Source organism: Occallatibacter riparius (assembly GCF_025264625.1).
Taxonomy (GTDB): domain Bacteria; phylum Acidobacteriota; class Terriglobia; order Terriglobales; family Acidobacteriaceae; genus Telmatobacter; species Telmatobacter riparius.
The window spans coordinates 1,398,640-1,420,160 of record NZ_CP093313.1 but is presented as its reverse complement, the minus strand read 5'-3'; the positions used below and the strand labels follow the sequence as shown (position 1 = coordinate 1,420,160).

Genomic DNA, 21,521 nt, shown 5'->3' with positions numbered 1-21,521 from the left:
GATGCCCTTCGAGTTCGCCACCGCAACGCGCATCATCTTCGGCGAAGGCGCCTCCGCGTCACTACCCGAGCTAGCCCGGACGTTCGGAACTCGTTTCTTTGTCGTCACTGGCGCCACACCCGACCGCGCATCCGCACTCATTTCAGCGCTCGACGCGGTGACCTTTTCCATCCCCGGCGAGCCCACCGTCGACCTCGTCCGCCAAGGCGCACAGCGCGCCGTGCAAGCCGGCTGCGATGTCATCATCTCCATCGGCGGAGGCAGCGCCATCGACGCCGGCAAAGCTATCGCCGCGCTCGCCACCAACGGCGGCGAGCCGCTCGACTTCCTCGAAGTCGTCGGCAGAGGCCGCTCCATCTCCATCGCGCCATTGCCGTTCATCGCCGTGCCCACCACCGCTGGCACTGGCAGCGAAGTCACTCGCAACGCCGTGCTGGGTTCTCCTGAACATGGCGTTAAAGCCAGCATGCGCAGCCCAATGATGCTGCCCCGCATCGCCCTTGTTGATCCCGAACTCACGTGGGGCCTTCCGCTTGCCGTAACCGCCAGGACAGGCCTCGACGCCCTCACGCAGCTTATCGAGCCCTACGTCAGCAAGCGTGCCAATCCACTGGTCGATCCATTTTGCACTCAGGGAATTCGTCTTGCCGCCGGCGCTCTTCGCCGCGTCTACCGCGACGGCAGCGACCGCGAAGCCCGCCGCGATATGGCCCAGGCCAGCCTGTTCGGCGGCCTCGCCCTCGCCAACGCCGGGCTTGGTGTCGTGCACGGTTTTGCCTCTCCGCTTGGAGGCTCATTCGACGCCCCGCACGGAGCGCTTTGCGCGGCCATCCTGCCGCACGGCATGGCAGTCAACCTCGCCGCGTTGCGCGCACGCGCTCCGCAGCATCCCGCTCTCGAACGCTACGCCGCCATTGCGCGCCTGCTCACTGGCCGCGCCGATGCAACTGCCGACGACGGCATCGCCTGGGTCCGCACTCTCTGCGCCGACCTCAAGGTTCCGCCACTTCGCGCCTGGGGAATAAGTGAAACCGACCTGGCCCGCATCGTCGATGAAGCCGCCCGCGCCAGCAGCATGCAGGCCAATCCTCTTCCACTCACATCAGATGAATTGCTCGCCGTTGCGAACGCTGCGCTCTAAAGCGCCGCTTACTCCGTCGTGTACCGGATCTCCAGCCGCCGCACCCTGAAGCACGAGTAGGCGAGCACCACCACAATCAGCGTCATCAACCCGACGACAGCCACCCACTTCGCCACCGGCTCCGTCGTAACGGTCAGCAGCGCAAAGATGCCATCGCCCGGAACCGAAATCGGCATCAGGTGCCGCAGATACGAAGCCACGCTGATTTTCTGCAGCAGCGACGGCAGCACCGGGTTGATCGCCTCCCACCCCAGCACCAGCATCGCAGCGGGCGTGGGATTGCGGAACATCATGCTCAGCAGAAGGAACACCGCCCCGTAGCCGAGGCACGCCAGCACCACGATCAGCAGATACGCCTCAAGCTGCGCCAATCCCGGCCCATTGAACACATAATCGCTGCCCACCGGGCCAAACCCCGCATACATCAGTGCGAAGTCTGCAATGATCGCAGTGCCGAACAGCAGCAGTGCGCTGATCGAACCCGCGACAAACTTGCCCAGCAGCAGAATCTCCCGCCGCACCGGCGCCAGAAGATAGAAGTGCAGGCTGCGCTCCAGCATCTCTCCGCGGATCAGCCGCGCGAAGATACCAAGGCATCCAAAAAACACGCCCAGCCGGATGTAGTAGAACTGCACAATCCCCGCCAGCACGTTCGTGTCTTCGGTGAAGGCGGATTGCGTATGCCTGTCCACGAACAGATGAATGAAGATGATCCCGGTGGGCGCGAACGCGAGGAAATAAATCCACGCTGCTTTCCACGAGAACAAATTCCTCCGCAGCTCGATCCGCACCAGTCGCCGCATCTGCAGCCACCAAAGGCCCCAGGGCTGCGCCATAACCGAGTGCGTGAATGCGTTCGTCATGACGCGCTCCCATCTGAACCGATCAAGTACTGGTAAATCGCCCGCGTGTCGTCATCCGCCGGAGCCACCGCTTCTATCTGCACCAGACCCTCCACGGCAATCACGTTCAGCAGTCGATAGAACTCGTCGATGTCGCCGGTGCGCAAAAACACTCCGCGCCCATCAGGATGCAGCCTTGCTTCCACGCAGTGGTTGTCAGTGAACATGCGCGAAGCGAGTTTCTCCGGCTGGTCGCAACGGATCAGCACCTGCAGCGGCTTATCGCGCACCTCGCGCCGCACCTGGTGAATGTCGCCCTCCGCAACAATGTAGCCGCCGGTAATGAGGATCACGCGATCCGAGATCCTGTCCACCTCATCCAGAATGTGGCTGGAGATGATCAGGTGCATCCCTTGCCGGCTTAATTCCTGGAAAAGCGCCAGCGACTCGGCTCTTGCCATCGGGTCAAGTCCGTTCAGCGGTTCATCCAGTACCAGCACGCGCGGATGATGCGCTATGGCTTGCGCCAGCCGGATCTTCTGACGCATGCCCTTGCTGTAGCCTTCAATCCTGCGGTGTCCGGCATCGCCCAGCCGCACGCGCTCCATCGCCTCACCGGCAAGCCGAATCGCCTCGCCCTCACTCATTCCGTGGAGCAACAGCGAATCCAGCAGGAACTCCCATCCCGTCAGCCGCCGCGGAAATGAATCGAACTGCGTGCAATATCCCACTTGTCTGAAGAACCGGTCCGCATCTGCCGGGGTTAGCCCCAGAACCGAAACCTTGCCGCTCGACGGCTGCACCAGCCCCGTCATCAAGTTCATCAGCGTCGTCTTGCCTGACCCATTCGGGCCCACAATCGTCGACACGCCCGGCGCAATGCTCAGCGACACACGATTCACGCCCAGCACTTCGCCGTAGAACTTCGACACGTTTTCGAAGACGATGCGATCGCTCATGGCCATCATCCTCGCACCACTTCGCGCGCCCTGATCCGCGCGTTCAATATGTAGACACTCACGGCACACACCGCCGCCAGCATTGCCAGGATGGCTGCATCCGGCAGCACGAAATCCGCGCGCATGCTCACCGGCGCGCCCAGCAGTTGCTGCCAAAGCTGCGTCATGATCGCCGGTGCATTCAGCAGCAATCCCCATTTGGTGCGCAGAATCGCCATGATGATGCCGCCGATCCCCGCTGGAATGAACACCACCGCGAAGATCACGCCTGTGGCCGCCACTCTCCACTTCACGCGCGACGACATCGCCAGTCCCAGGAACGACAGCAGCACAATCCAGATGAGCGAGCCCGCCATCAGCCCCGCCGCAATCCTCAGATTCGCCATCAGCCAAGGCTGCTCCGACGAATAGCCCTGAAACACAAATAGCAGCAGGCAGGGAATCCACGTCACCAGGGAAAGGCACGCAAACAGCGCGATAAATTTCCCCAGCACATAGCCGAAGCGCGAAATCGGATGGCTCAGCAGAATCGGCAGCGCATTATCCGCAAGATCGAACGAAATCAGCCGTGGCGCTATCCACGCTGTCAGCACCAGCGCCAGCCAGCTCTGCGTCTCCAGAACCTTCACAAAGTAGCTGGCGTTGATCGTCAAAAATGAGTTGCCCTTCATCACCAGGGCGCGCGCCAGCGCGTTATTCGCCAAATATATTCCGACCAGGTAGACGACAACCGGGGCCATCGAAAGCGTAAACAGCGTCGCCGTGATCCGTGACGACCACGCCTCGGCGAACGCGTATCGCACTACCACCGCCACGCGAACCCACAGTGGCGTCAGCGTGCCTGTGTAGGCTCGATACTCATGCTTATAGACTGACAAGTTCCCCCCTCGCCGGCTCCGCTTCCATGGCGCGCATGAAGATATCTTCGAGTGAATCGCGTCTGCGATTCATGCGGCGAATCTGCAATCCGGTCTCGCTTGCCGTCACATACAAATCGCGGGGCTCAATCCTGTCCGGCATCACCAGCTTGATGCGGCCGCCTGCAAACGTCGCGCACTCGCATCCAAGCCCGCGCAGTGTCTCGCAGAACCTCTCCGTAGGCCCCATCGTCTCCAGTTCAATGAAGTTGCGATGCGATCTGCGCTCTTCCGCGATGTCGCACAGGGCTGCGACGCGTCCCGCTTTCAGAATCAGCACTTCGTCGCATGTCTGGTCGATATCCCGCAGCAGGTGCGATGAGATTAGCAGTCGTATGCTGCCTTCCTTGCGAATCTCCTGCAGCGTCTGGATCATGCGCTGACGCGCCATCGGGTCAAGGCCATTCGTCGGCTCATCCAGAATCAACAGCTTCGGCCCATGCGCAAGCGCCTGCGCCAGCTTGATCAACTGCTTCATGCCGAGCGAATAGGTGCTCACCTTCCGGTAGCGCACCTCGCCGAGCCCGACATAGAACAGCGCTTCATGCGCGCGTTCCAATGCTTCTGCCGGAGGCAGCCCGGCCAGCTCCGCCATGTAGCGAACAAAGCGCACACCCGTCATGTTGCCGATGAACGAGTCGTTCTCCGGCATGTAGCCCACGCTCTGTCGGATCAGCGCCCGCTCGCGCCGCGTATCGCGCCCGAACACCCGGGCCGATCCGCTGGTCGGCTCATGGAACCCGAGCAGCGTATTGATCAGCGTCGATTTGCCCGCGCCGTTCGGTCCCAGCAACCCAATCGCATTGCCGCGCAGCTCGCCGGTCAGCCCGTCAAGAACGAGCCTTCCGCCGAGCTGCACCTGCAATCCATTAAGCTCAATGACGCTCATGTCAGTTCAATACGTTCTGTGCAGGTGGCTTGTTCCCGGAATGAAGAATTGCGCCCAGTGTCAGGAAATCGAAGCCGAACAACCGGCTATCGCTCGCTGCTTCAATCCGATTGTCCTGGCCCCACGCGCAGATCACCGTCGGTCTGGCATCCGCAGCGAGCTTCTGAATCGCCTGCGCGGTGTCGCCGGTAAGCTGCGACAGCAACGGCGTCAGCACCGGGCTCAGGTTCTGGTAAGCGACGGCCGAGTAGTTCTCGTTTTCATCCTTCGGCAGAGAAGCCCGGAACGACGCGGAACGAGACAGCGAGTTGCCGTTCGCCTGGGTCTTCAATGCGTCCATCACAATCGCGCGATTCGGACCCATGACCATGAATCCGTTGGCGTACGTGTACTCGGCCACCACTGCTCCCGCTGTCACATCACGAACCGTGTAATACACCGTCGAATCCACCGTGCTCTGCTGGATCTGGAGAACATGTGCCTTTGTGCCTTGCGCCTGGCTACTGATCGCCTGCACCATCTTCTCCAGAGTGTTCTCCAGCGCACTGGCATTGTTGACTTCGATCACCATCTTCCAGGAGGGCGTCGGAAGCACTGGCCCATCGAGAGCCAGCGTAAAGTCTCCGCCCAGATTTGCCATCAAGTCGTTGCGCACATCAATCTGCAGCTTCTGATCGATCTCGTTCCAGTCCACCGGCTGGCCCTTTGCCTGTGTCGCCATCGCCATCAGGTCATCCGCAATCGCGGCAGGGTCCTTCGTCAGCGTCGCGACTGCGGCAGCCGCATTCGGACTCACGAAATCCAGCGACCCGATCGGCCCTGGGCTCGCCAACCACGACGCCACGCGCTGGCGTGTTCCCGTGAACTGCAGATTCAGATGATTCGCGGGCGCGCCGTTCAACTCGCGATGCTCCGCAATCAGATACTGCACATTGCTAAGCCCCGTACTCTCCAAGCCGCGCCTCTTGCTCGATACTGCAGCCGTCTGCTGCGCGTTCTGCAGCATTGCTTGCAAATTCGCTCCCAGCAGAATCCCCGCGCCGCGCGTGTATGCCGCCGTCATCTGCTTCCCGAACTCCCCATCGGCAAACCCGCTTGCACCCGCATCCAATTGCGCGCTCAGCTTCTTAAGCGTCGCGATGTCATGTGCAAAAACGACTTCGTGATCGCGCACCAGCGCATACATGCCCTTGCCTGCATTCTGGCTCGCATCCGCGGCCGCCAGAGCATTAGGATCGAGAACCGTCAGCTTGTTTCCGTCGCCGGCAATCTGCTGCAGCTCGTCCTTCAACCCGCTCTTCGTTACGTCCGCGAGCAACGCCACCGTCTTGCTTTCGCCCGTGCCCGTGCCGATCAACACGACTTCGTTGCCCAGGTACTGGCTCACGTCATGGATCTTCGTCACCAGTTGATTCAGCTCATCGGGATTCTGCTTATGCCCCTGCGTCCACCATGCCTTCAGCTCCGGGCTTGCATTCAGCTGATTCTGAAAGATGGTGTTCGCCTGCTGCAGAAATTCGCCCAGATTCGGAATACTCACATAAAGCTGCGTATCCATTGGCACACGCGTCAGCAAATCGCTGCTGTAGCGCGGCCCGGGGAAGGGAATCTGCGCAATCTGGTGCTCCACATTCGCAAGCTGCGCAAGCATTCCCACGTACTTTTCGCGCTCCGGACTCCACGCGAACTGCTGGTCCAGCGGCTCGGGAGCTAGATTATCGCTCGTTGCCACCTGCTCGCCCGGATGCAGCATTGTATGCATGCCCGCATAGGCCACATTCACTGATCCTTGCAGCACTCCGACCCGCGAGCCCTTGATTCCCGCATCCACTGAGAACACGGTTCCGGTCACCGCCACACGGCAGTCTGGCGTCTTCAGATACAAGTGGCCAGACGTCCGATGCGCTGCCTGCACAATCACCGCGCCGCGGTCCAGGCTCACCGTCATGTTGTGCCCGCGCGCACCCACGCCCAGCGCGCTCCGCTGATTCACTTCCACCAGTGATCCATCCGACAAGCGCAGCACCGCGCGCGAGCCGCCCGTAGTCCGCAGCTCATCGCCTTCGCGCAACTCAGCGCCGGCCGCAACCTTGCGATCTCCGCCCTCGCCCATCACAAAGGCTGTGCCGTCAATCGACTGCACCTCGGCTCGCACGCCCGGCGGAACCTGCCAGTAAACCCTGTATACGAACACGCTCGTCACAAGCGCCGCCGCTGCAGTCGCCATCGCCCATCCTAGCCTGGCTGGACGCATCTTCGGGGCGGCTTTCACTGCGGGTGCAGACCAGTTCAACACCGCACCCTCGCGCCCCTGCTTGAACAGCCGCAGGCACTCGCCGCAGTCGCGCAGATGCGCATCCACCAGCACCCTGCGGTTCTCGGTCAGATTCCCGGCGCGATGGGCCACAAACAGCCGCTGCACGCCTGCGCAGTTCTCAATCGCTCCTTCAAACGCCTCGCGATCCATCCTGATCTCCAATGCCTGTGCGGTTCTCTCCGCGGCAGCCCTGATCGCTTCCGCATCCGGTACATCGGCCCGCAGCGCCTGCGTGGCCCGGTCCAACAATGTTTTCTCGTCGCGTGTCATCTCATCCCCCGTTGCAGTTCCGCCAGCCGTCTCTTCAACTTCAAGCGCGATTGATAGAGAGTCACCGCCACCACGGCCTGCGACGTCCCCATCAGCTTCGCGATCTCGCCATTCGACAGCTCTTCCAGGTAGCGCAGTGCGAACATCTCCGCTGCCCGCGGCGCCAGCCCTCCGATAGCCAGCCGTAGCTGCCGCGCAAGCTCGCTGTTTCCCGCCGCCCTCTCAGGTGATGCTGCCGGTTCTTTCGTTACCAGGTCCGACGCCGAGTCCAGAGACTCAGCCGCTGCCGTCTTCGTCTTTCGCAACAGATCCAGTGCGCCGTTGATCGCCGCGCGGTAAAGATAGCTCCCCGCGTTTGCCACCGCAGGCAGACCGCCGCTGCCCAGCCGCAGAAACACCGCCTGGGCCACGTCCTCCGCATCGGCCATGTTGCCGGTGATGCGGTAGCTGGCCATCAGCACCCGCCTGTAGTGCTCTACAAACAGGCGCTCCAGCCCGTGGTTCTTTTGCCTCGCCGGATAGCTCGCCGTTGCTGCGCTCATGGGGCCACACTCTGGATCATTCATAGGGATGACGCACCAGTCTCGAAATTATGAATGCGCATATCCGGACGTACGAGCACCGCCGCCCCGATGTTCCCAGCCAAAGAGCCTTCGACACGCCCGTTCTTCGCCATGTCAAGATAAGAGCAATGCGACGCACATCTTCCATCTCCCTGACCTGTCTCGTTCTCGCCTCCGCAACATTGGGTCCGGCCCTGACTGCCCAGTCTGCCGCCGTCACCCCCGACATGGTCCAGACCGGCAGCGACATCCCCGCCAAATGGGAAGAGCCTCACCCCGGCTACGACTACGAAAAGCGCGAAGTCATGATCCCCATGCGCGACGGAGTCAAGCTCCACACGGTCGTCATTGTGCCCAAAGGCGCCAAAGGCCTGCCCATCCTGCTCGAGCGCACTCCCTACAATGCCAGCGGATTCTCGACCGACAGGCCTCACATGCGCGACGCCGTCTGGTCCGCCCAGCGCGATTGGGCCGACGACGGCTACATCATCGTCACCCAGGATATTCGCGGCAAATACGGCTCCGAGGGCGACTACGTTATGACCCGCCCGCCCATCGGCCCGCTCAATCCCACCAAGACCGACGACACCACCGATGCTTGGGACACCATCGACTGGCTCGTCAAAAACATTCCCGAATCCAACGGCCGCGTCGGCATGATCGGTTCCTCTTACGACGGCTGGACCGTAACCATGGCTCTCCTCGGCCCCCATCCGGCGCTCAAGGTGGCCGCGCCCGAAAGCCCCATGATCGACGGCTGGATGGGCGATGATTGGTTCCACTACGGCGCCTTCCGCCAGGTCAACCTCGATTACTTCACTGAGCAGTCATCCCAGCGCGCCGCTGGCAGTCAGGTCCCCCGCCCCGGCTCAGACGACTACCAGGATTTTCTCGACGCAGTGAGCGCCGGCCATTGGGCTGAAGCAAACGGCTTCAAACAGCTACCTTGGTGGAACCGCCTTTCCGCGCACCCCGCCTACGATGCCTTCTGGCAGCTTCAGGCACTCGACAAGCTCGTCGTCCAGAAGCCCGCCTCGATCCCTACCGTTTGGCTTCAGGGTCTCTGGGATCAGGAAGACATGTACGGCGCAGTGCACACCTGGGAAGCTCTAAAGGCCGCCGGCCACGCCTCCAACAATCACCTCGTCATGGGTCCCTGGTACCACAGCCAGGTCAACCGGTCCGCTGAAACGTTGGGACCGCTGAAATGGAAGGGTGATACCGCCGCCGACTTCCGCCGCACCATCCTCATTCCCTTCTTCAACACCTACCTGAAAGACCGCAAGGCCGCCGAGTCGCTCCCCGCTGCGCTGATCTACAACGCCACTGAGAACCACTGGGACAAGTTCGCCGACTGGCCCGGCGTCGATGAAAAACACCTGACGCCGATGTACCTGCAGTCAGAGTTCGGCCTCGCCCTCAACAAACCTCAGGCTGGCGAAGACAGCTACCTCTCCGATCCTGCCAAGCCTGTGCCCTATCTAGCGCCCCCCGTCGAGGCCGACGGCGGCAAGCGCTGGCAGACCTGGCTCGTTCAGGATCAGCGCCCCGTCGCCACCCGCACAGACGTGCTCAGCTACCAGACCCCGGTACTCGATCGTGCTGTGAGTCTCGAAGGCGCGCCGTTCGCCGATCTGTTCGTTAAGACCACTGGCACCGACGCCGACTTCGTCGTCAAAATCATCGACGTCTATCCGCCTAACGACGCCGAGCAGCCTGAGATGGGTGGCTACCAGCTCCCCATCAGCCTCGACATCTTCCGCGGCCGCTACCGCAAAAGCTTCCCAAACCCCGAGGCCATCCCCGCCGGCGCAGTCGAGGAGTACCGTTTCCGCCTGCCAACTGTGAACTACGTCTTCAAGCCAGGACACCGCATCATGGTGCAGATCCAGTCCTCGCTCTTCCCCCTCTACGACCGCAACCCGCAAACCTATGTCGATAACATCTTCTTCGCCAAACCCGAAGACTTCCGCAGCGCCACCATGACGGTGGAGCACAACCCGCAAGCCGCAAGCTCTGTCCTGCTCCCCATCGTGTCCGGCAAATAGCGGACTGGACTAGCCCCCATCTCGTACCAACAGCAAAGCCCGCGGCTGCCGCGGGCTTTGCTGTGTCACCCTAGTGTTACGCAGCAACATCACTTGCTGGTTCTCGGAGCCGCCCCGCGAAGCGATGCCGGCAACACACCCATCAACGGGCGACGCGACGCCTGCCCCGGCACCACCGCCGCACTAACGCTGGGGGGCTTGCGCAGGTTGCTGGTTGTCGGTGGCATCGCTGCCGCCGCGCCCTTGATCTGCATACGTTTCGAACCGCAACACATTTTCAATGCCTCCTTGTTCTGATCCTTCTTCGAGCGGCCGCAGCACGTGCGGCTCCGCATGTTTGGTCGTCAGTCTCTCCAGCAGGCATGCTCCCCCTGAGAGCGCCAGCCAGTTCATGAACCACTCCAGTGGCCTTCGCGTGATGAACAGCGCCGCGGGCGCGGCAATCCACACGCTCAGACAGTAGAAGCAGTCCATCATCCTGCCCACAAAGCTGTCACCGAGCAGCTTGCGGAATCGGACGACGAGATCGGCAGGGCCGTCCTCCTCCGCGAGGAGGTGAGTTACCCTCCACGTGGCGAGAACGGCCACTACGAAACTCCACATCTCAGTGCTTGTGCCCGCAGATGCAGAAGGTGAGTGTGTTGTCGGCACCCGTCCGGTCGGCAAGTCCGGTGGTCAGTGCTGGCCGTGTAGAGAGGTGGGCTGTGTACGAGCAGTTGGTCCACGATGTCGTGTTTTCGACAACGGAGCCGGATGCTCCTCGGTCCCCGGCGGTGAACGTGACCCCCGGCGTGGGGTTGGACGGCGTGATGTCGCCCGGAGCCGAGGCGCTGCAACTCGTGATCGCGAGCGACCAGTTGTTGTGCAGCATCTCGTGGTCCGTCACGAATTGCACGGTCAGGGTGTTGTCGATCGGCTGGCAGCATCCCGCTCCGGCCGTGAACTCGTGGAACCAGAGATGGTTGACTTCGGTCCAGTTGTTCACGTGGATCTTGCACAGCGAATTCGAGTAGTCAACGGCCGGCGCCGCTGACACACGCGTCGCCTGGAAGAGGATGGCCATGTCGACCCCCACCTTTTGGCTACCCGCGGGAACCGGCGCGCCCACCGGCGCTTGGCCCGTATTGTCGAAAGCATTCGATCCGGAGAGCGGATCGCCACCAGGGGCTGCTCCAGTCTGCGTGGTATCAAAGCCCATGAGCACCTGGTAACCATTGCCGATCGCGTTCAGATCCACGGTGACCCAACCGGTCGATGGGTCAGCCGAGGCCCAGTGAATGCCGGGGCCGAACCACGGATTCCCCGGCGCCGGTGGCGTCGCGTCAGGAGGCGCAGGAGAGACGCCGGTTACGTAGACATCCTGGAACTGGAGCGAGTTCGAGGCACTGGCCGTGCCCGAGTTGTTCACGGGCCAGGAGACGAACCTGGTTCCAAGCTTGACCGGCGCGACAAAGCTGCCGTTGATCGGCGTGGGGTTGATCCAGATTGTAGCGGCGGCGTTCGCGGGTTCGGCGGTTGTGCCGTCCTGCCCGCGTGTCACCGTCCAGGTACTGGCGGCAACCGACGTTACGGTCATGGTTTCGCCCGTCTCGCCCGCATTGCACACCGAAATACTGAACGGCGTGGGAGGCGGTGCAGCCCCGCCGGCCACTGTAATCGTGGTCTGGGCGGAGTTGATGGCCGACGCCAGAGTTGTGCTCTGGGTGGCGATCAGGAACCGGTACTGCATCTGCGCTCCCGCCACCGTAGGCGAGTAAATGGGGCAGAACCCTCCAAGCTGCAGTTGCTCGAAGAACGCGAAGTTCGGCCCGCCGCCGTAGACCAGGCTCGGCGTGACCGGCAGCGCCTTGTTTGTGAGGCCGGTGCCGGAGTCGATGTCGGAGTAGATGCCGAAATCTCCAACCGTGGTAAACCACGGATCGAGGTTGGGTGGCGGGCACACGCAGATGCAGAACTCGCGGCAACTGACGACGCACACCCACGCGCAGATCTGCAGACAGTAGATGCGGAGTCCGAACTGTCCCACGATCCTGCTGTAGGCCTCGCGGTTGCCATCGGCAACAGCGGTGACGAGATCGGCAAGCGCTCGCGGTTGCGAAGCCAGCTTGCGGAAGGCGAGAGCAAAACCGCGGGCTTCTTCCACACCGTTTGCCGGTAATTCGATCGGCTCGGTCTCCACTACGCAAAGCTCTCGGCACACGCGGAAGCAACGCCAGAAGCAGATGAGCCGGCAGATGATCTCGCACCTACCAGCAAAACCAACAGCATTGATGGTATTCCGCAGGATGACGCAATCGCGTTCGAGTGCGGCTTTGCTGATTGCGGCCCAAGCCTTCTCGTTACGCAGCAGGCTTTCGATCGCCTTGCCCGCGGCACGAATCTCTTGTACGGGATCGGCGAGCGCTGCCGGTTCGCCTCCACAGATGATCTCGCAGACGCGGCGGTATCCAATGCCGCACACCCAATGGCAAATTACGCGGCAAACCTGTGTGAGCTTCAGTTCCCTGAGTGCTTCCGCGAATTCTTCCCGGTTGCCGCAGGACACCGCATCGACGACGCGACGCAATCCGGCTTCGTTGTCTGCCAGCCGCGCGACCGCATGCGCAAACTGGTCCAGGGTGGGAAGAGTTTCGTTGGGCTCAGGCGGCCCGCAGAGTTCTAAACATCGGAGCACACACAGCTTGATGCGCACCCACTCGCAGATCAATTCACAGTAGGGGAGCATCTCCATCCGCTGCAGAACCCAGCGAAACGCATCGGGGTCCTTTGCTTCGAAAGCTGCTACAACAGCGGAAAAACCGCCACTATCCTGCGCAAGCCGGCCTATCGCTTCTGACTGGGACGCAAGACGACTGACAACATCATCAAAGGAATCGCTCATGTCGTTCTCCCGGGAGATGGTGATTGGACAGATGGGCGAACGCGCGCACAGAACGCATGTCCTCCGCCCAGCTGTCGCCGGGTGAATGGTTATGCAAGGACGGCTCCTTGCCGGGGGAGGAGCAACCATGGTACACCTAGCGCGCGAGCGCTGAGGCTGAGAACGGACTTGTCAGGTCGAATTTCTCGTCGAGTAAGTGGGAAGTTACGTCGGAATTGTGACGAGTTTTGAAAGCAGGGAGCCGAAACGAACACACGGACGCCGCGGATCGCGAGCAAGCCGGATCATGCGAACGTCCAAACAAAATGCACGCCCTTTCCCCCGCGATCAGCCCTCAATAAGCTCAATCGATCGATCCGATGAAGTAAATCGCCCGGCTCTCCTGGCCTCTAGCTCAACAGGTGACTCTCCATCTCTCTGTCCGCGATCTCGCGTGGCCCGCCCTCGAACCATGCGTAGAGGCATGGGACGATCACCAGAGTCAAGAATGTCGACGTTATCAGCCCCCCAATCACCACGATTGCCAACGGGCGCTGAATCTCAGATCCGGGACCGCGAGCGAACAGGAAGGGCACTAGTCCTAGGGCCGCGACGGTGGCTGTCATCATCACCGGCCTGAACCGCAGCCGCGTTCCCTCTGTCACTGCTTCTGCCTGTGACAGGCCCTCGCCTCGCAACTTGCGGATGTACGACACCAGGACCACACCATTCAAAACAGCAATACCCCAGAGCGCGATGAAACCTACCGATGCTGGTACGGATAGGTACTCGCGCGAAACGAACAGTCCGAGCACTCCGCCGATAGAGGCAAACGGCAGGACCGTGATGATCAAGGCAGCGAAGCGCACCGAATGGAACAGCAGGAAGAGGAGAAAAAAGATCGCGCCGATGGTCACGGGAACGATAATCATCAGGTGGTGCATGGCACGCTGCATGTTCTGGAACTGACCGCCCCACTCGAAAGAGTAGCCCGGCGGCAGCGGAACCTGGGTGCGAACGCTGCGTTCCAGTTCCGTCACATACCCGCCGAGATCTCGGCCCTGCACATTGATACCGACCACGATCCGCCGCTTGCCCATCTCACGGTTGATTTGTGCAGGACCTTCAGACACGCGAATGCGCGCGAGGTCTTCAAGAGGGACGCGGATGCCATTTGGAGACGAGACCATAATCTCCTTGATTTTCTCCACCGTGTCGCGATCGCTGTCGGGCAAGCGCACAATGGCCTGGAAGCGGCGCTCTCCCTCGTAAATTTCAGTCGCGCTCTTACCGGCGATGGCCATCTCGATCGTATCGTTCACGTCGGATGCGTTCAGCGCGTAACGCGCGATAGCGGCGCGGTCAATCTCGATGGTGAGGTACTGCTGCCCACCCACGCGGTCCACGCGCGTGTCCTGCGTGCCTGACACGGAAGCCGCTACCTTTGCCACCTGTTGGGCTTTCTCGATCAGCGTGTCGAGATCGTCGCCAAAGATCTTTACCGCAACATCGGCGCGCACGCCGCTCACCATCTCGTCGACGCGATCGGAGATGGGTTGCGCCATCACGAGGTTGATACCTGGAATCGCGGCAAGCCGGTGCCGCATCTCGTCTGCAATCTTCTCCTGGGTCAGATCACGCGGGCGGTCATCAACGGGCACCAGGTTTGCGAGCACATCGGCTTCATTGGGACCCGCAGGATCAGCCGGTGACTCTCCACGTCCCAGGCGGGAGACGACGCTCTGCACGCCCGGGATATCGCGCATCAGGCTCTGCATCCGTAGCTCCATTTTGATGGATTCCTGCAGCGAGATATTCGGCACTCGATCCGCGTTTGGCCCCAGCGTTCCTTCCTGCATCTCCGGAATGAAGGCTGTGCCGAGGAACGGAAAGAGGCACAGAGTTCCGGCAAGCAGCAGCAGCACCGCAAAGATGCTCTTGCGCTTGTTAGACATCGCGACCGCAAGGATGCGGTTGTAGGGCTTGCGCAACATCGCGACCAGCCACGTGTCGTTCTCTTTTCCGGCCTTCAGGAAGAACATAGAGAGAGCCGGCGAAAGCGATAGAGAAAGCGCCAGCGAGATTAGCAGCGCGATCGCAATGGTGTACGCCAGGGGCGCGAACATCTTGCCTGATGTGCCTTCGAGCGTCATCAGGGGCAGAAACACCAACACGATGATCAGCACGCCGAAAATCACCGGAGTCGCCACCTCCACTACCGCGTCACGCACCGTATGCAACCGGCTGTCGTGCTGCTCGTGGCTGAGCCGCGCAAACACGTTCTCCACCACGACGACGGAACCATCCACCATGAGACCGATAGCTATAGCCAGACCGCCAAGCGACATGAGATTCGCCGACAGGCCAACGTGGTTCATCACGAGAAACGTAAGAAGTGGCGTGAGTAAAAGGTTGGCGCTCACGATCAGGCTCGACCGCAGATCGCCAAGGTAGAGGAAGAGCACCACGACAACGAGCACAACGCCTTCCGCAAGGACTTCGGTGACGGTGTGAATTGCCGCATCCACCAGACGGGAGCGATCGTAGTAAGGCACAATCTTGAGACCGCCGGGGATTTTGTTTTCCGCGTTGATCTTCTCTACCTTAGCCTTAACCTTGCTTACGATCTCTTTGGCATTGCCCCCGGCGATGGCCATCACCACGCCGCCCACGGCTTCTGTGTAGCCGCCCTTCACCATGGCGCCATAGCGGACTTCCTGGCCTACTTGAACTGTCGCAACGTCCTTGATGTACACGGGCGTTGCGGCGCTTTCCTTCAGCACGATGTTGCGAATGTCGTCGGCGTCACGAATCAGGCCGATGCTTCGAATCAGGTATTGTTCGGAGTGCTGAGGAAGAATGCCGCCCCCGGCATTCGCATTGTTCCGCTTCAGCGCGGCGAACACATCCTCGATAGTCAAGCCGTAGTAGCGCAGCTTCTGCGGATCTACCAGCGTCTGATACTCCTTGACGTATCCACCTGTCGAGTTGATCTCGGCAACACCGGGAATCGACCGAAGCAGCGGCCGTACCACCCAGTCCTCCACAGTCCTGCGTTCTACCAATTCGTCATGCGTAAGGGCGCGTTGTCCATCATCGGTTCGTTCCAGGGTGTATTGATACACCTCGCCTAGAGCATTGGAGACCGGGCCCAGCAGCGGCGTGACTCCTTCCGGCATGCGGTCGCGCAATTCGTTGAGGCGCTCGCTAACCAGTTGCCGCTCGAAGTAGACGCCCTTGCCGTCTTCGAATACCAGAGTGATGAGAGAGAGTCCCGGCTTGTTCAGAGAGCGCATTTCCTGCAGGCCCGGCAATCCCGTCATGCCGATCTCAATGGGAACGGTGATGAACCGCTCTACTTCTTCGGGCGACTTTCCAGCAGCCTCGGTGGCGATCTGGACCTGCACGTTAGTCACGTCGGGGAATGCATCGACAGAGAGGTGCTGCGCAGCGTTCAATCCGAAGAACAGCAGGATGAGCGCCACCACAACGATTACCAGCCGCTGGTGTAGGGCTGCCGCAATAAGAGCCCGCATCTATTCCGCTCCCTTGATCATGTCCTGCTTGCGCTGGTTGTTCAGATGGAACGCGCCGTTGAGTACGATCTCGTCGTTCTCCGTGATGCCCTTCAGCACGAGTCTGTGATCGGCCACCTCCGGCCCGAGTTCCACTTCGCGCAACCGCCAGGAGTCGGCGCCGGCTTTCACGAACACCTGATCCTTGTTGTCTTCGCGCACCACCGCGGTGGAGGGGATTGTGAGGCCGCGCTGGGGGCGGCTTTCGAATGTCATGGAAGCGAGCATTTGCGGCTTGAACAATTCCTTCGCATTGGGGAGATCCATGCGGGCTTGGACTGTCCGCGTCTCGGGATTCACCACGGGACTCACGAAGTTCAACGTCCCGGTGACCGGCTCATGCGGTAGCGCCGGAACCGTCGCCAACACGGTCTTGCCTGGATAGAGCGATGCCGAGTGCTCCTCCGGTACCTCCGCCACGAGCCAGACGTTCGAGAGATCGGCAATGAGGAACACCTCATCGGCGGGTTGCACCACCTGCCCGATCGTCACCTTCCGCTCGATGAGGGTACCGGAAATGCTTGCGGTGATGGGGTATTCCGAGTTGATTTGGCGCGAGGTTTCCAGCCGCGAAATTGCCGCATCGGTCATGCCGAGCCCGCGTAACTGCGCACCAAGCGCGGCCACCTCTGCGCTTGTTTGCAGCAGCTCTGCCTGCCTCTTCTCCAGTTCCGCCGTCCCGATTACGTCGGACTGCACCAGTTGCTTTGCTCTTTCCGCAGACTGCCGCGCGAGGTTTTCCTGTGTATACGCCCTGATGAACGCGAACTGCGCGTCAGAAAGCGCATTGCTGTGCAGCATGGCGAGGACCTGCCCCTGCTTCACGTGCTGTCCTTCGAACACCAGCATCTTCGTGATGCGTCCGTTCACGGGAGAGCCGACGCGCGCCACCCGCGAGGCATCCGTCTCCACGCGAGCAGCCACTTTCTGCTGCGTGGTCACCTCCTGCCATTGGGCGCTGCCCGTCTTGATCTCGTTGCGCAGTTCTGGCGTTAGGTGCACCGTCAGAGGATCGGGAGGTGCAGCTCCGCGGCTCCCGGCCGCGACATCGTGTTTGCAGGCAGCCATGCTCCACATCACAACCACTGCGCTCATCGCAGCCAGACACAACTTCCGCATCGCATTCTCCGTCATGGGTGAGTGGCTCCCAGTTCTTCCAGATCAATCAGTGCGCTCTGCTGCGCATAACGCGCGTCCAGCAGGTCGGTCCGCACGCCTTGCAGCACGCGTTGCGCGTCAAGCACTTCCACAATCCCGCGTTCGCCAAATTTGTAGGCAGCGCGAGCGGCCTCGACTGCCGCCTCTGCTTCCCGCAATGATCCCGCTTGCAGGCTCTCCACCTGATCGCTGCTGATTTCGTACTGGCTGTAGGCGCGCTCCAACGCTGCTACGAGCTCCAGTTGTGTTTGGCGCTCCGCAGAGGTGGAACGCGCCACGTTCGCTGCAGCCTCCCGGATCTGGCCGCGCCGGCGGTTCCATACTGGAATATCGATATTCACGCCCATGCGAAAGAACGACAGGTCCGGTTGATGTTCGTATTCCCCATACAGTTGGGGGGTGGGAATTCTTCGCGCTCGCTCGTCCTGCACAATCGCCCTCGCCTCTTCGGTTCGGGTCTGCGCCTCCGACAGCGCCGGATGGTTCGCCAGTACCGACTGCCGCAATTGTTCCAGCGCGGGTAGCGTTATCTGCGGACTGAACGACCCTGACGGCTCCGGGCTCTCCGAAACCGGCATACCGAGCACCGCCTTCAACACCGCTCGCGCCGCTGCCAGTTCTACCTCCGCGCTCTTCACCACTGCGCGTGCTCGCGACATCTCCGCCTCTGCGCGCGTGAGTTCAAGCTTGCCTTTTTCTCCCACCTTCACTTCCACGCCCACGCGTCGGCGCAGGTCCGTGACCAGCGCCAAGTTCCCTTCGGCATTGGCAAGCTGCTCCTTACGCCGGATCACGTCGTAGAAGGCCCGCTTCACGTTCGCCATCACGCCCAGGCGCACCGCCAGCAACAGATCTTTATCCGCGGACATCGCAAGCCGCGCCGCACGAATGCGGGCTTGCCGTTCTGCGGGAATCTCAATTGGCTGGCTCGCCGAATAGTGCTGAAGAAGTCCCGGCACTCCGGGTGTGGGTACATCAAGTCCCGCCTGATGCCCTGCCAGAACCTGAACGGTGGGATTGGAGTAGGCGCGGGCCGCTTCCACGCGGCCTTGCCCCGCCTCAATCTGCGCTTGGCTCTGTTTCAGAAGGGGACTATTCTGCTCCGCGATGGCCAGAGCTTCGTCAATCGACAAAGAGCTAACAGCGCCGGAAGCGCGCGCCCCTGCCGCGGCAGACACGCCGGGCGCGGACGCAGAGCTGTTGCTCTGGCCTGAAACCCCCGGCAAGACTAAGAACGGGAAAAGTAGTGCATAGATCCAAGGTCGCACGCCCGCTTGTTTGCACGTCGCGTACCAATGAGATTTCGCGCAGTCTTTGTGAGTTACGACTGCCGCCGTGCCGCAAATGGGACATGCCGTTCGTTGCTGCTGTCCCAAAACGTACATCTGATGCCGCCAACTCCCACCAGACCACGCCCCTTGATTGGAACCAGGATTGCTCAGTCAAACGGTATGAATCGCCCTGAAGGGCTCTGGTCCCGCTATCCTGTCGCTATGGACCTGCTCTATAACCCGGATAAAGGCAAAGCAAGGTGGACTGCCTTCGGGATAGTGGCGTTCTTTGTCTTGCTTGCGGTCCTCGCCATCGTCGTACCGGGCTCCGACGTCTCCGCTCACAATATCCTTCACCATCTCAACTTCCTTCCCCTAATGATTGCGGGCATGCTCTTTGGAGTGCGTGGCGCGCTTGCCACGGCTGTGTTGGGCGGCTTGATCAATGCCCCTGTGATCGCGCACCAATGGAGGCGCTGGCCCCTCGACGCGAAGGATCAGATCCTGGAGTTCAGCATCTTCGTGATCGCCGGCCTCATCGCCGGATACCTCTCCGACCGCGAGCGGGAGCATCGCCGCAAGCTCGAGCAAACTCGTCAGCAGCTCGAAGACGTTTATCGCGAACTCAGCGAGAATGTCGAACGTATGAAGCAGGCCGAGCGCATGTCTGCCACCGGACGGCTTGCCGCAAGTCTCGCCCATGAGATTCGTAATCCGCTGGCCAGCATCTCCGGCGCTGCGGGCATTCTTCGCCGCGGAGCGGCGCCGGCCGAATACCTCGAAGACAGTCTCGACATCATTCAGAAAGAATCACAGCGGCTCAACAAGTTGCTTACCGGCTTCCTCAACTTCGCTAAGCCGCGTTTGCCACGCCTGCAGCATACAGAGCCCGATTCAATCGTGGTTTCCGTCGCATCGCTCGCGTCGCACGCCGCGCAAGAGCGAAGGATCACGATCGAACACCAGCCGCTCGCTCTCTCTCCTGAAATCGATTGCGACCCGGAGCAGCTCCGCCAGGTGTTATTAAATCTCGTGCTGAACGCCATTGAGGCCTCGCCCGCGGACAGCCGTATCATTCTGCGCACCATATGCGAAGACCGCCACATTTGCCTCGACGTGGAGGATTGTGGCATTGGCATACCCGACGATATGGCGGAACGCATCTTCGACCCGTTCTTTACCACCAAACCCAAGGGCACCGGACTGGGCCTCGCCATCTCCTCCACCATCATTGCTCAGCATGGCGGCACGCTCACGTTCCACAAGAATGCGCGTGGCGGAACAACATTCCGCATCCAGTTCCCCTTGGGCCAGGAGGCCTCACATGCCAGCTAGCAGCATACTTGTGGTTGATGACGACGCCAGTGTTCGGCGCGTTCTGCAGATGCAACTTGTCGAGGCCGGCTACACCGTCGCCACCGCTCAGAGCGGAACCGAAGCGCGCAAGCTGCTCGTCGAGAGCCGCCCCAAGCTCGTGATCACTGACCTGCGCATGCCCGGCCTCGACGGAATCGAGTTGCTGCGTCTGATTGCCGACGACCAGATTCAAACCACCGTCATCATGATCACTGCCTTCGGATCCATCGAGACCGCAGTCCAGGCCATGCGCCTCGGTGCGTACGACTACATCACGAAACCCATCGATTATGAGGCGCTTCTGCTGGCCGTGCAGCGCGCCATGGAGCGGCAGGATCTCATCGATGAAGTGCGCAATCTCCGTTCCGCCCTCGATCGGCGCTATGGATTTGAGAACATCATCGGACATTCCGAGTCTCTTCTGCGGGTGCTTGAGCTAGCCTCGCGCGTGGCCCAGCATGACTCCACGGTACTTATCCAAGGCGAGACCGGAACGGGAAAGGAACTGCTCGCGCGCGCCATCCACTACAACAGCAGGAGGCGCAATCAACCCTTCGTAACCATCAACTGTGGAGCCATTCCTCGCGACCTGATTGAATCCGAACTCTTCGGCCATTCTCGCGGCTCCTTCACCGGCGCGGTTGCCAACAAGCCCGGCCGCATCGAAATGGCCGACAACGGAACCTTGTTTCTCGACGAAATCGGCGAGCTTCCCCTCGAGTCTCAGGTCAAGCTGTTGCGCGTGATTCAACACGGCGAGATCGAGCGCGTCGGCGGCTCCGCCCCGAAAACCGTGAACGTGCGCATTATCGCCGCGACGCACCGCAACCTCGCCGCCATGGTCGAGGACGCCGCCTTTCGCCAAGATCTTTTCTATCGGCTCGCCGTAGTCCCCCTTCGCCTTCCGCCGCTCCGTGAACGCCGCCAGGATATTCCTGAACTCCTCGAACACCTTTTCCGGCAGGCGCGCGAACGGCACAATATGCCCAATATCCGGATGGCGCCTTCGCTCGTCGGACTTTTTGCGGCGTACCGCTGGCCAGGAAATATCCGGGAACTGGAAAACATCATCGAGCGCATGCTGGTGCTCTCCAACGGAGAAATCATCACTGAGAACGACCTCCCCGAGGAACTGCGCCAGGCTTCTCTCCCGCAGCAACGCGCAACCCTGCTGCTTGAACTCCCGGACGAGGGGATCAGCCTCGAAGCCGTGGAACGCGAACTGCTTCTCCGCGCCCTGGAAAAGTTCGACGGCAACCAGACCCACGCAGCCCGCTACCTCGATATCAGCCGTCGCACGTTCATCTATCGCATGGAGAAACACGGGCTGCGCCAGGAAGACCTAACCCGCTGAG

Annotated in this window: 15 protein-coding genes; 4 read left to right on the top strand and 11 right to left on the bottom strand. The window is 61.1% G+C overall.

Going from position 1 to position 21,521, the window contains the following annotated elements:
- Position 1: 1 nt before the first annotated feature.
- Positions 2-1,141, top strand: a complete 1,140-nt coding sequence (locus MOP44_RS05615; RefSeq protein ID WP_260794931.1) for an iron-containing alcohol dehydrogenase — start codon at positions 2-4, stop codon at positions 1,139-1,141.
- An 8-nt stretch (positions 1,142-1,149) separates the two neighbouring features.
- On the opposite strand, the gene MOP44_RS05610 is transcribed toward MOP44_RS05615, so the two are convergent.
- From MOP44_RS05610 to MOP44_RS05585, 6 genes are read right to left on the bottom strand one after another with little or no spacing between them, the layout of a single operon-like run.
- Entirely contained in the window at positions 1,150-2,004 is an 855-nt protein-coding gene (locus MOP44_RS05610) for an ABC transporter permease (RefSeq protein ID WP_260794930.1), read from the bottom strand.
- Complete coding sequence (locus MOP44_RS05605; protein WP_260794928.1) at positions 2,001-2,942, bottom strand: ABC transporter ATP-binding protein; 942 nt, start codon at positions 2,940-2,942, stop codon at positions 2,001-2,003. The genes MOP44_RS05610 and MOP44_RS05605 overlap by 4 nt, the downstream gene beginning before the upstream one ends.
- A gap of 5 nt (positions 2,943-2,947) precedes the next feature.
- Entirely contained in the window at positions 2,948-3,820 is an 873-nt protein-coding gene (locus MOP44_RS05600; RefSeq protein WP_260794927.1) for an ABC transporter permease, read from the bottom strand.
- Positions 3,807-4,748 (bottom strand): ABC transporter ATP-binding protein, encoded by a 942-nt coding sequence (locus tag MOP44_RS05595; RefSeq protein ID WP_260794926.1) that lies wholly within the window; start codon positions 4,746-4,748, stop codon positions 3,807-3,809. The genes MOP44_RS05600 and MOP44_RS05595 overlap by 14 nt, the downstream gene beginning before the upstream one ends.
- Before the next feature lies 1 nt (position 4,749).
- Complete coding sequence (locus tag MOP44_RS05590) at positions 4,750-7,335, bottom strand: FecR domain-containing protein (RefSeq protein WP_260794925.1); 2,586 nt, start codon at positions 7,333-7,335, stop codon at positions 4,750-4,752.
- Positions 7,332-7,877, bottom strand: coding sequence for an RNA polymerase sigma factor (locus MOP44_RS05585; protein ID WP_260794924.1), 546 nt, complete (start codon positions 7,875-7,877; stop codon positions 7,332-7,334). The genes MOP44_RS05590 and MOP44_RS05585 overlap by 4 nt, the downstream gene beginning before the upstream one ends.
- Before the next feature lie 149 nt (positions 7,878-8,026).
- Between MOP44_RS05585 and MOP44_RS05580 the strand changes: the two genes are divergently transcribed.
- A complete protein-coding gene (locus MOP44_RS05580; RefSeq protein ID WP_260794923.1) occupies positions 8,027-9,946 on the top strand; it encodes a CocE/NonD family hydrolase in 1,920 nt (639 codons plus the stop codon).
- 183 nt (positions 9,947-10,129) lie between these two features.
- Here MOP44_RS05580 and MOP44_RS05575 read toward each other — a convergent pair whose 3' ends face one another.
- The 5 genes from MOP44_RS05575 to MOP44_RS05555 form a co-directional block, all read right to left on the bottom strand.
- Positions 10,130-10,534, bottom strand: coding sequence for a DUF1360 domain-containing protein (locus tag MOP44_RS05575; RefSeq protein ID WP_260794922.1), 405 nt, complete (start codon positions 10,532-10,534; stop codon positions 10,130-10,132).
- A gap of 16 nt (positions 10,535-10,550) precedes the next feature.
- A complete protein-coding gene (locus MOP44_RS05570; RefSeq protein WP_260794921.1) occupies positions 10,551-12,827 on the bottom strand; it encodes a hypothetical protein in 2,277 nt (758 codons plus the stop codon).
- Between the two features lie 389 nt (positions 12,828-13,216).
- On the bottom strand, positions 13,217-16,342 hold the full coding sequence (locus tag MOP44_RS05565) for an efflux RND transporter permease subunit (protein WP_260794920.1): 3,126 nt from the start codon (positions 16,340-16,342) through the stop codon (positions 13,217-13,219).
- Positions 16,343-17,500, bottom strand: coding sequence for an efflux RND transporter periplasmic adaptor subunit (locus MOP44_RS05560; protein ID WP_260794919.1), 1,158 nt, complete (start codon positions 17,498-17,500; stop codon positions 16,343-16,345).
- An 11-nt stretch (positions 17,501-17,511) separates the two neighbouring features.
- The gene (locus tag MOP44_RS05555) at positions 17,512-18,672 is read right to left on the bottom strand and encodes a TolC family protein (protein WP_260794918.1); all 1,161 of its coding nucleotides are present in this window, start codon (positions 18,670-18,672) and stop codon (positions 17,512-17,514) included.
- Between the two features lie 360 nt (positions 18,673-19,032).
- Here MOP44_RS05555 and MOP44_RS05550 point away from each other — a divergent pair, with 360 nt between their 5' ends.
- On the top strand, positions 19,033-20,145 hold the full coding sequence (locus tag MOP44_RS05550) for a sensor histidine kinase (protein WP_260794917.1): 1,113 nt from the start codon (positions 19,033-19,035) through the stop codon (positions 20,143-20,145).
- The gene (locus tag MOP44_RS05545; protein WP_260794916.1) at positions 20,135-21,520 is read left to right on the top strand and encodes a sigma-54-dependent transcriptional regulator; all 1,386 of its coding nucleotides are present in this window, start codon (positions 20,135-20,137) and stop codon (positions 21,518-21,520) included. The genes MOP44_RS05550 and MOP44_RS05545 overlap by 11 nt, the downstream gene beginning before the upstream one ends.
- The last annotated feature ends 1 nt before the right edge of the window (position 21,521 follow it).

Coding starts and splice junctions, on each gene's coding strand:
- MOP44_RS05545 (WP_260794916.1), top strand. CDS start 20,135: ATGCCAGCTAGCAGCATACTTGTGGTTGATGACGACGCCAGTGTTCGG.
- MOP44_RS05565 (WP_260794920.1), bottom strand. CDS start 16,342: ATGCGGGCTCTTATTGCGGCAGCCCTACACCAGCGGCTGGTAATCGTT.
- MOP44_RS05570 (WP_260794921.1), bottom strand. CDS start 12,827: ATGAGCGATTCCTTTGATGATGTTGTCAGTCGTCTTGCGTCCCAGTCA.
- MOP44_RS05595 (WP_260794926.1), bottom strand. CDS start 4,748: ATGAGCGTCATTGAGCTTAATGGATTGCAGGTGCAGCTCGGCGGAAGG.
- MOP44_RS05560 (WP_260794919.1), bottom strand. CDS start 17,500: ATGCGGAAGTTGTGTCTGGCTGCGATGAGCGCAGTGGTTGTGATGTGG.
- MOP44_RS05615 (WP_260794931.1), top strand. CDS start 2: ATGCCCTTCGAGTTCGCCACCGCAACGCGCATCATCTTCGGCGAAGGC.
- MOP44_RS05590 (WP_260794925.1), bottom strand. CDS start 7,335: ATGACACGCGACGAGAAAACATTGTTGGACCGGGCCACGCAGGCGCTG.
- MOP44_RS05610 (WP_260794930.1), bottom strand. CDS start 2,004: ATGACGAACGCATTCACGCACTCGGTTATGGCGCAGCCCTGGGGCCTT.
- MOP44_RS05605 (WP_260794928.1), bottom strand. CDS start 2,942: ATGAGCGATCGCATCGTCTTCGAAAACGTGTCGAAGTTCTACGGCGAA.
- MOP44_RS05550 (WP_260794917.1), top strand. CDS start 19,033: ATGGACCTGCTCTATAACCCGGATAAAGGCAAAGCAAGGTGGACTGCC.
- MOP44_RS05580 (WP_260794923.1), top strand. CDS start 8,027: ATGCGACGCACATCTTCCATCTCCCTGACCTGTCTCGTTCTCGCCTCC.
- MOP44_RS05585 (WP_260794924.1), bottom strand. CDS start 7,877: ATGAGCGCAGCAACGGCGAGCTATCCGGCGAGGCAAAAGAACCACGGG.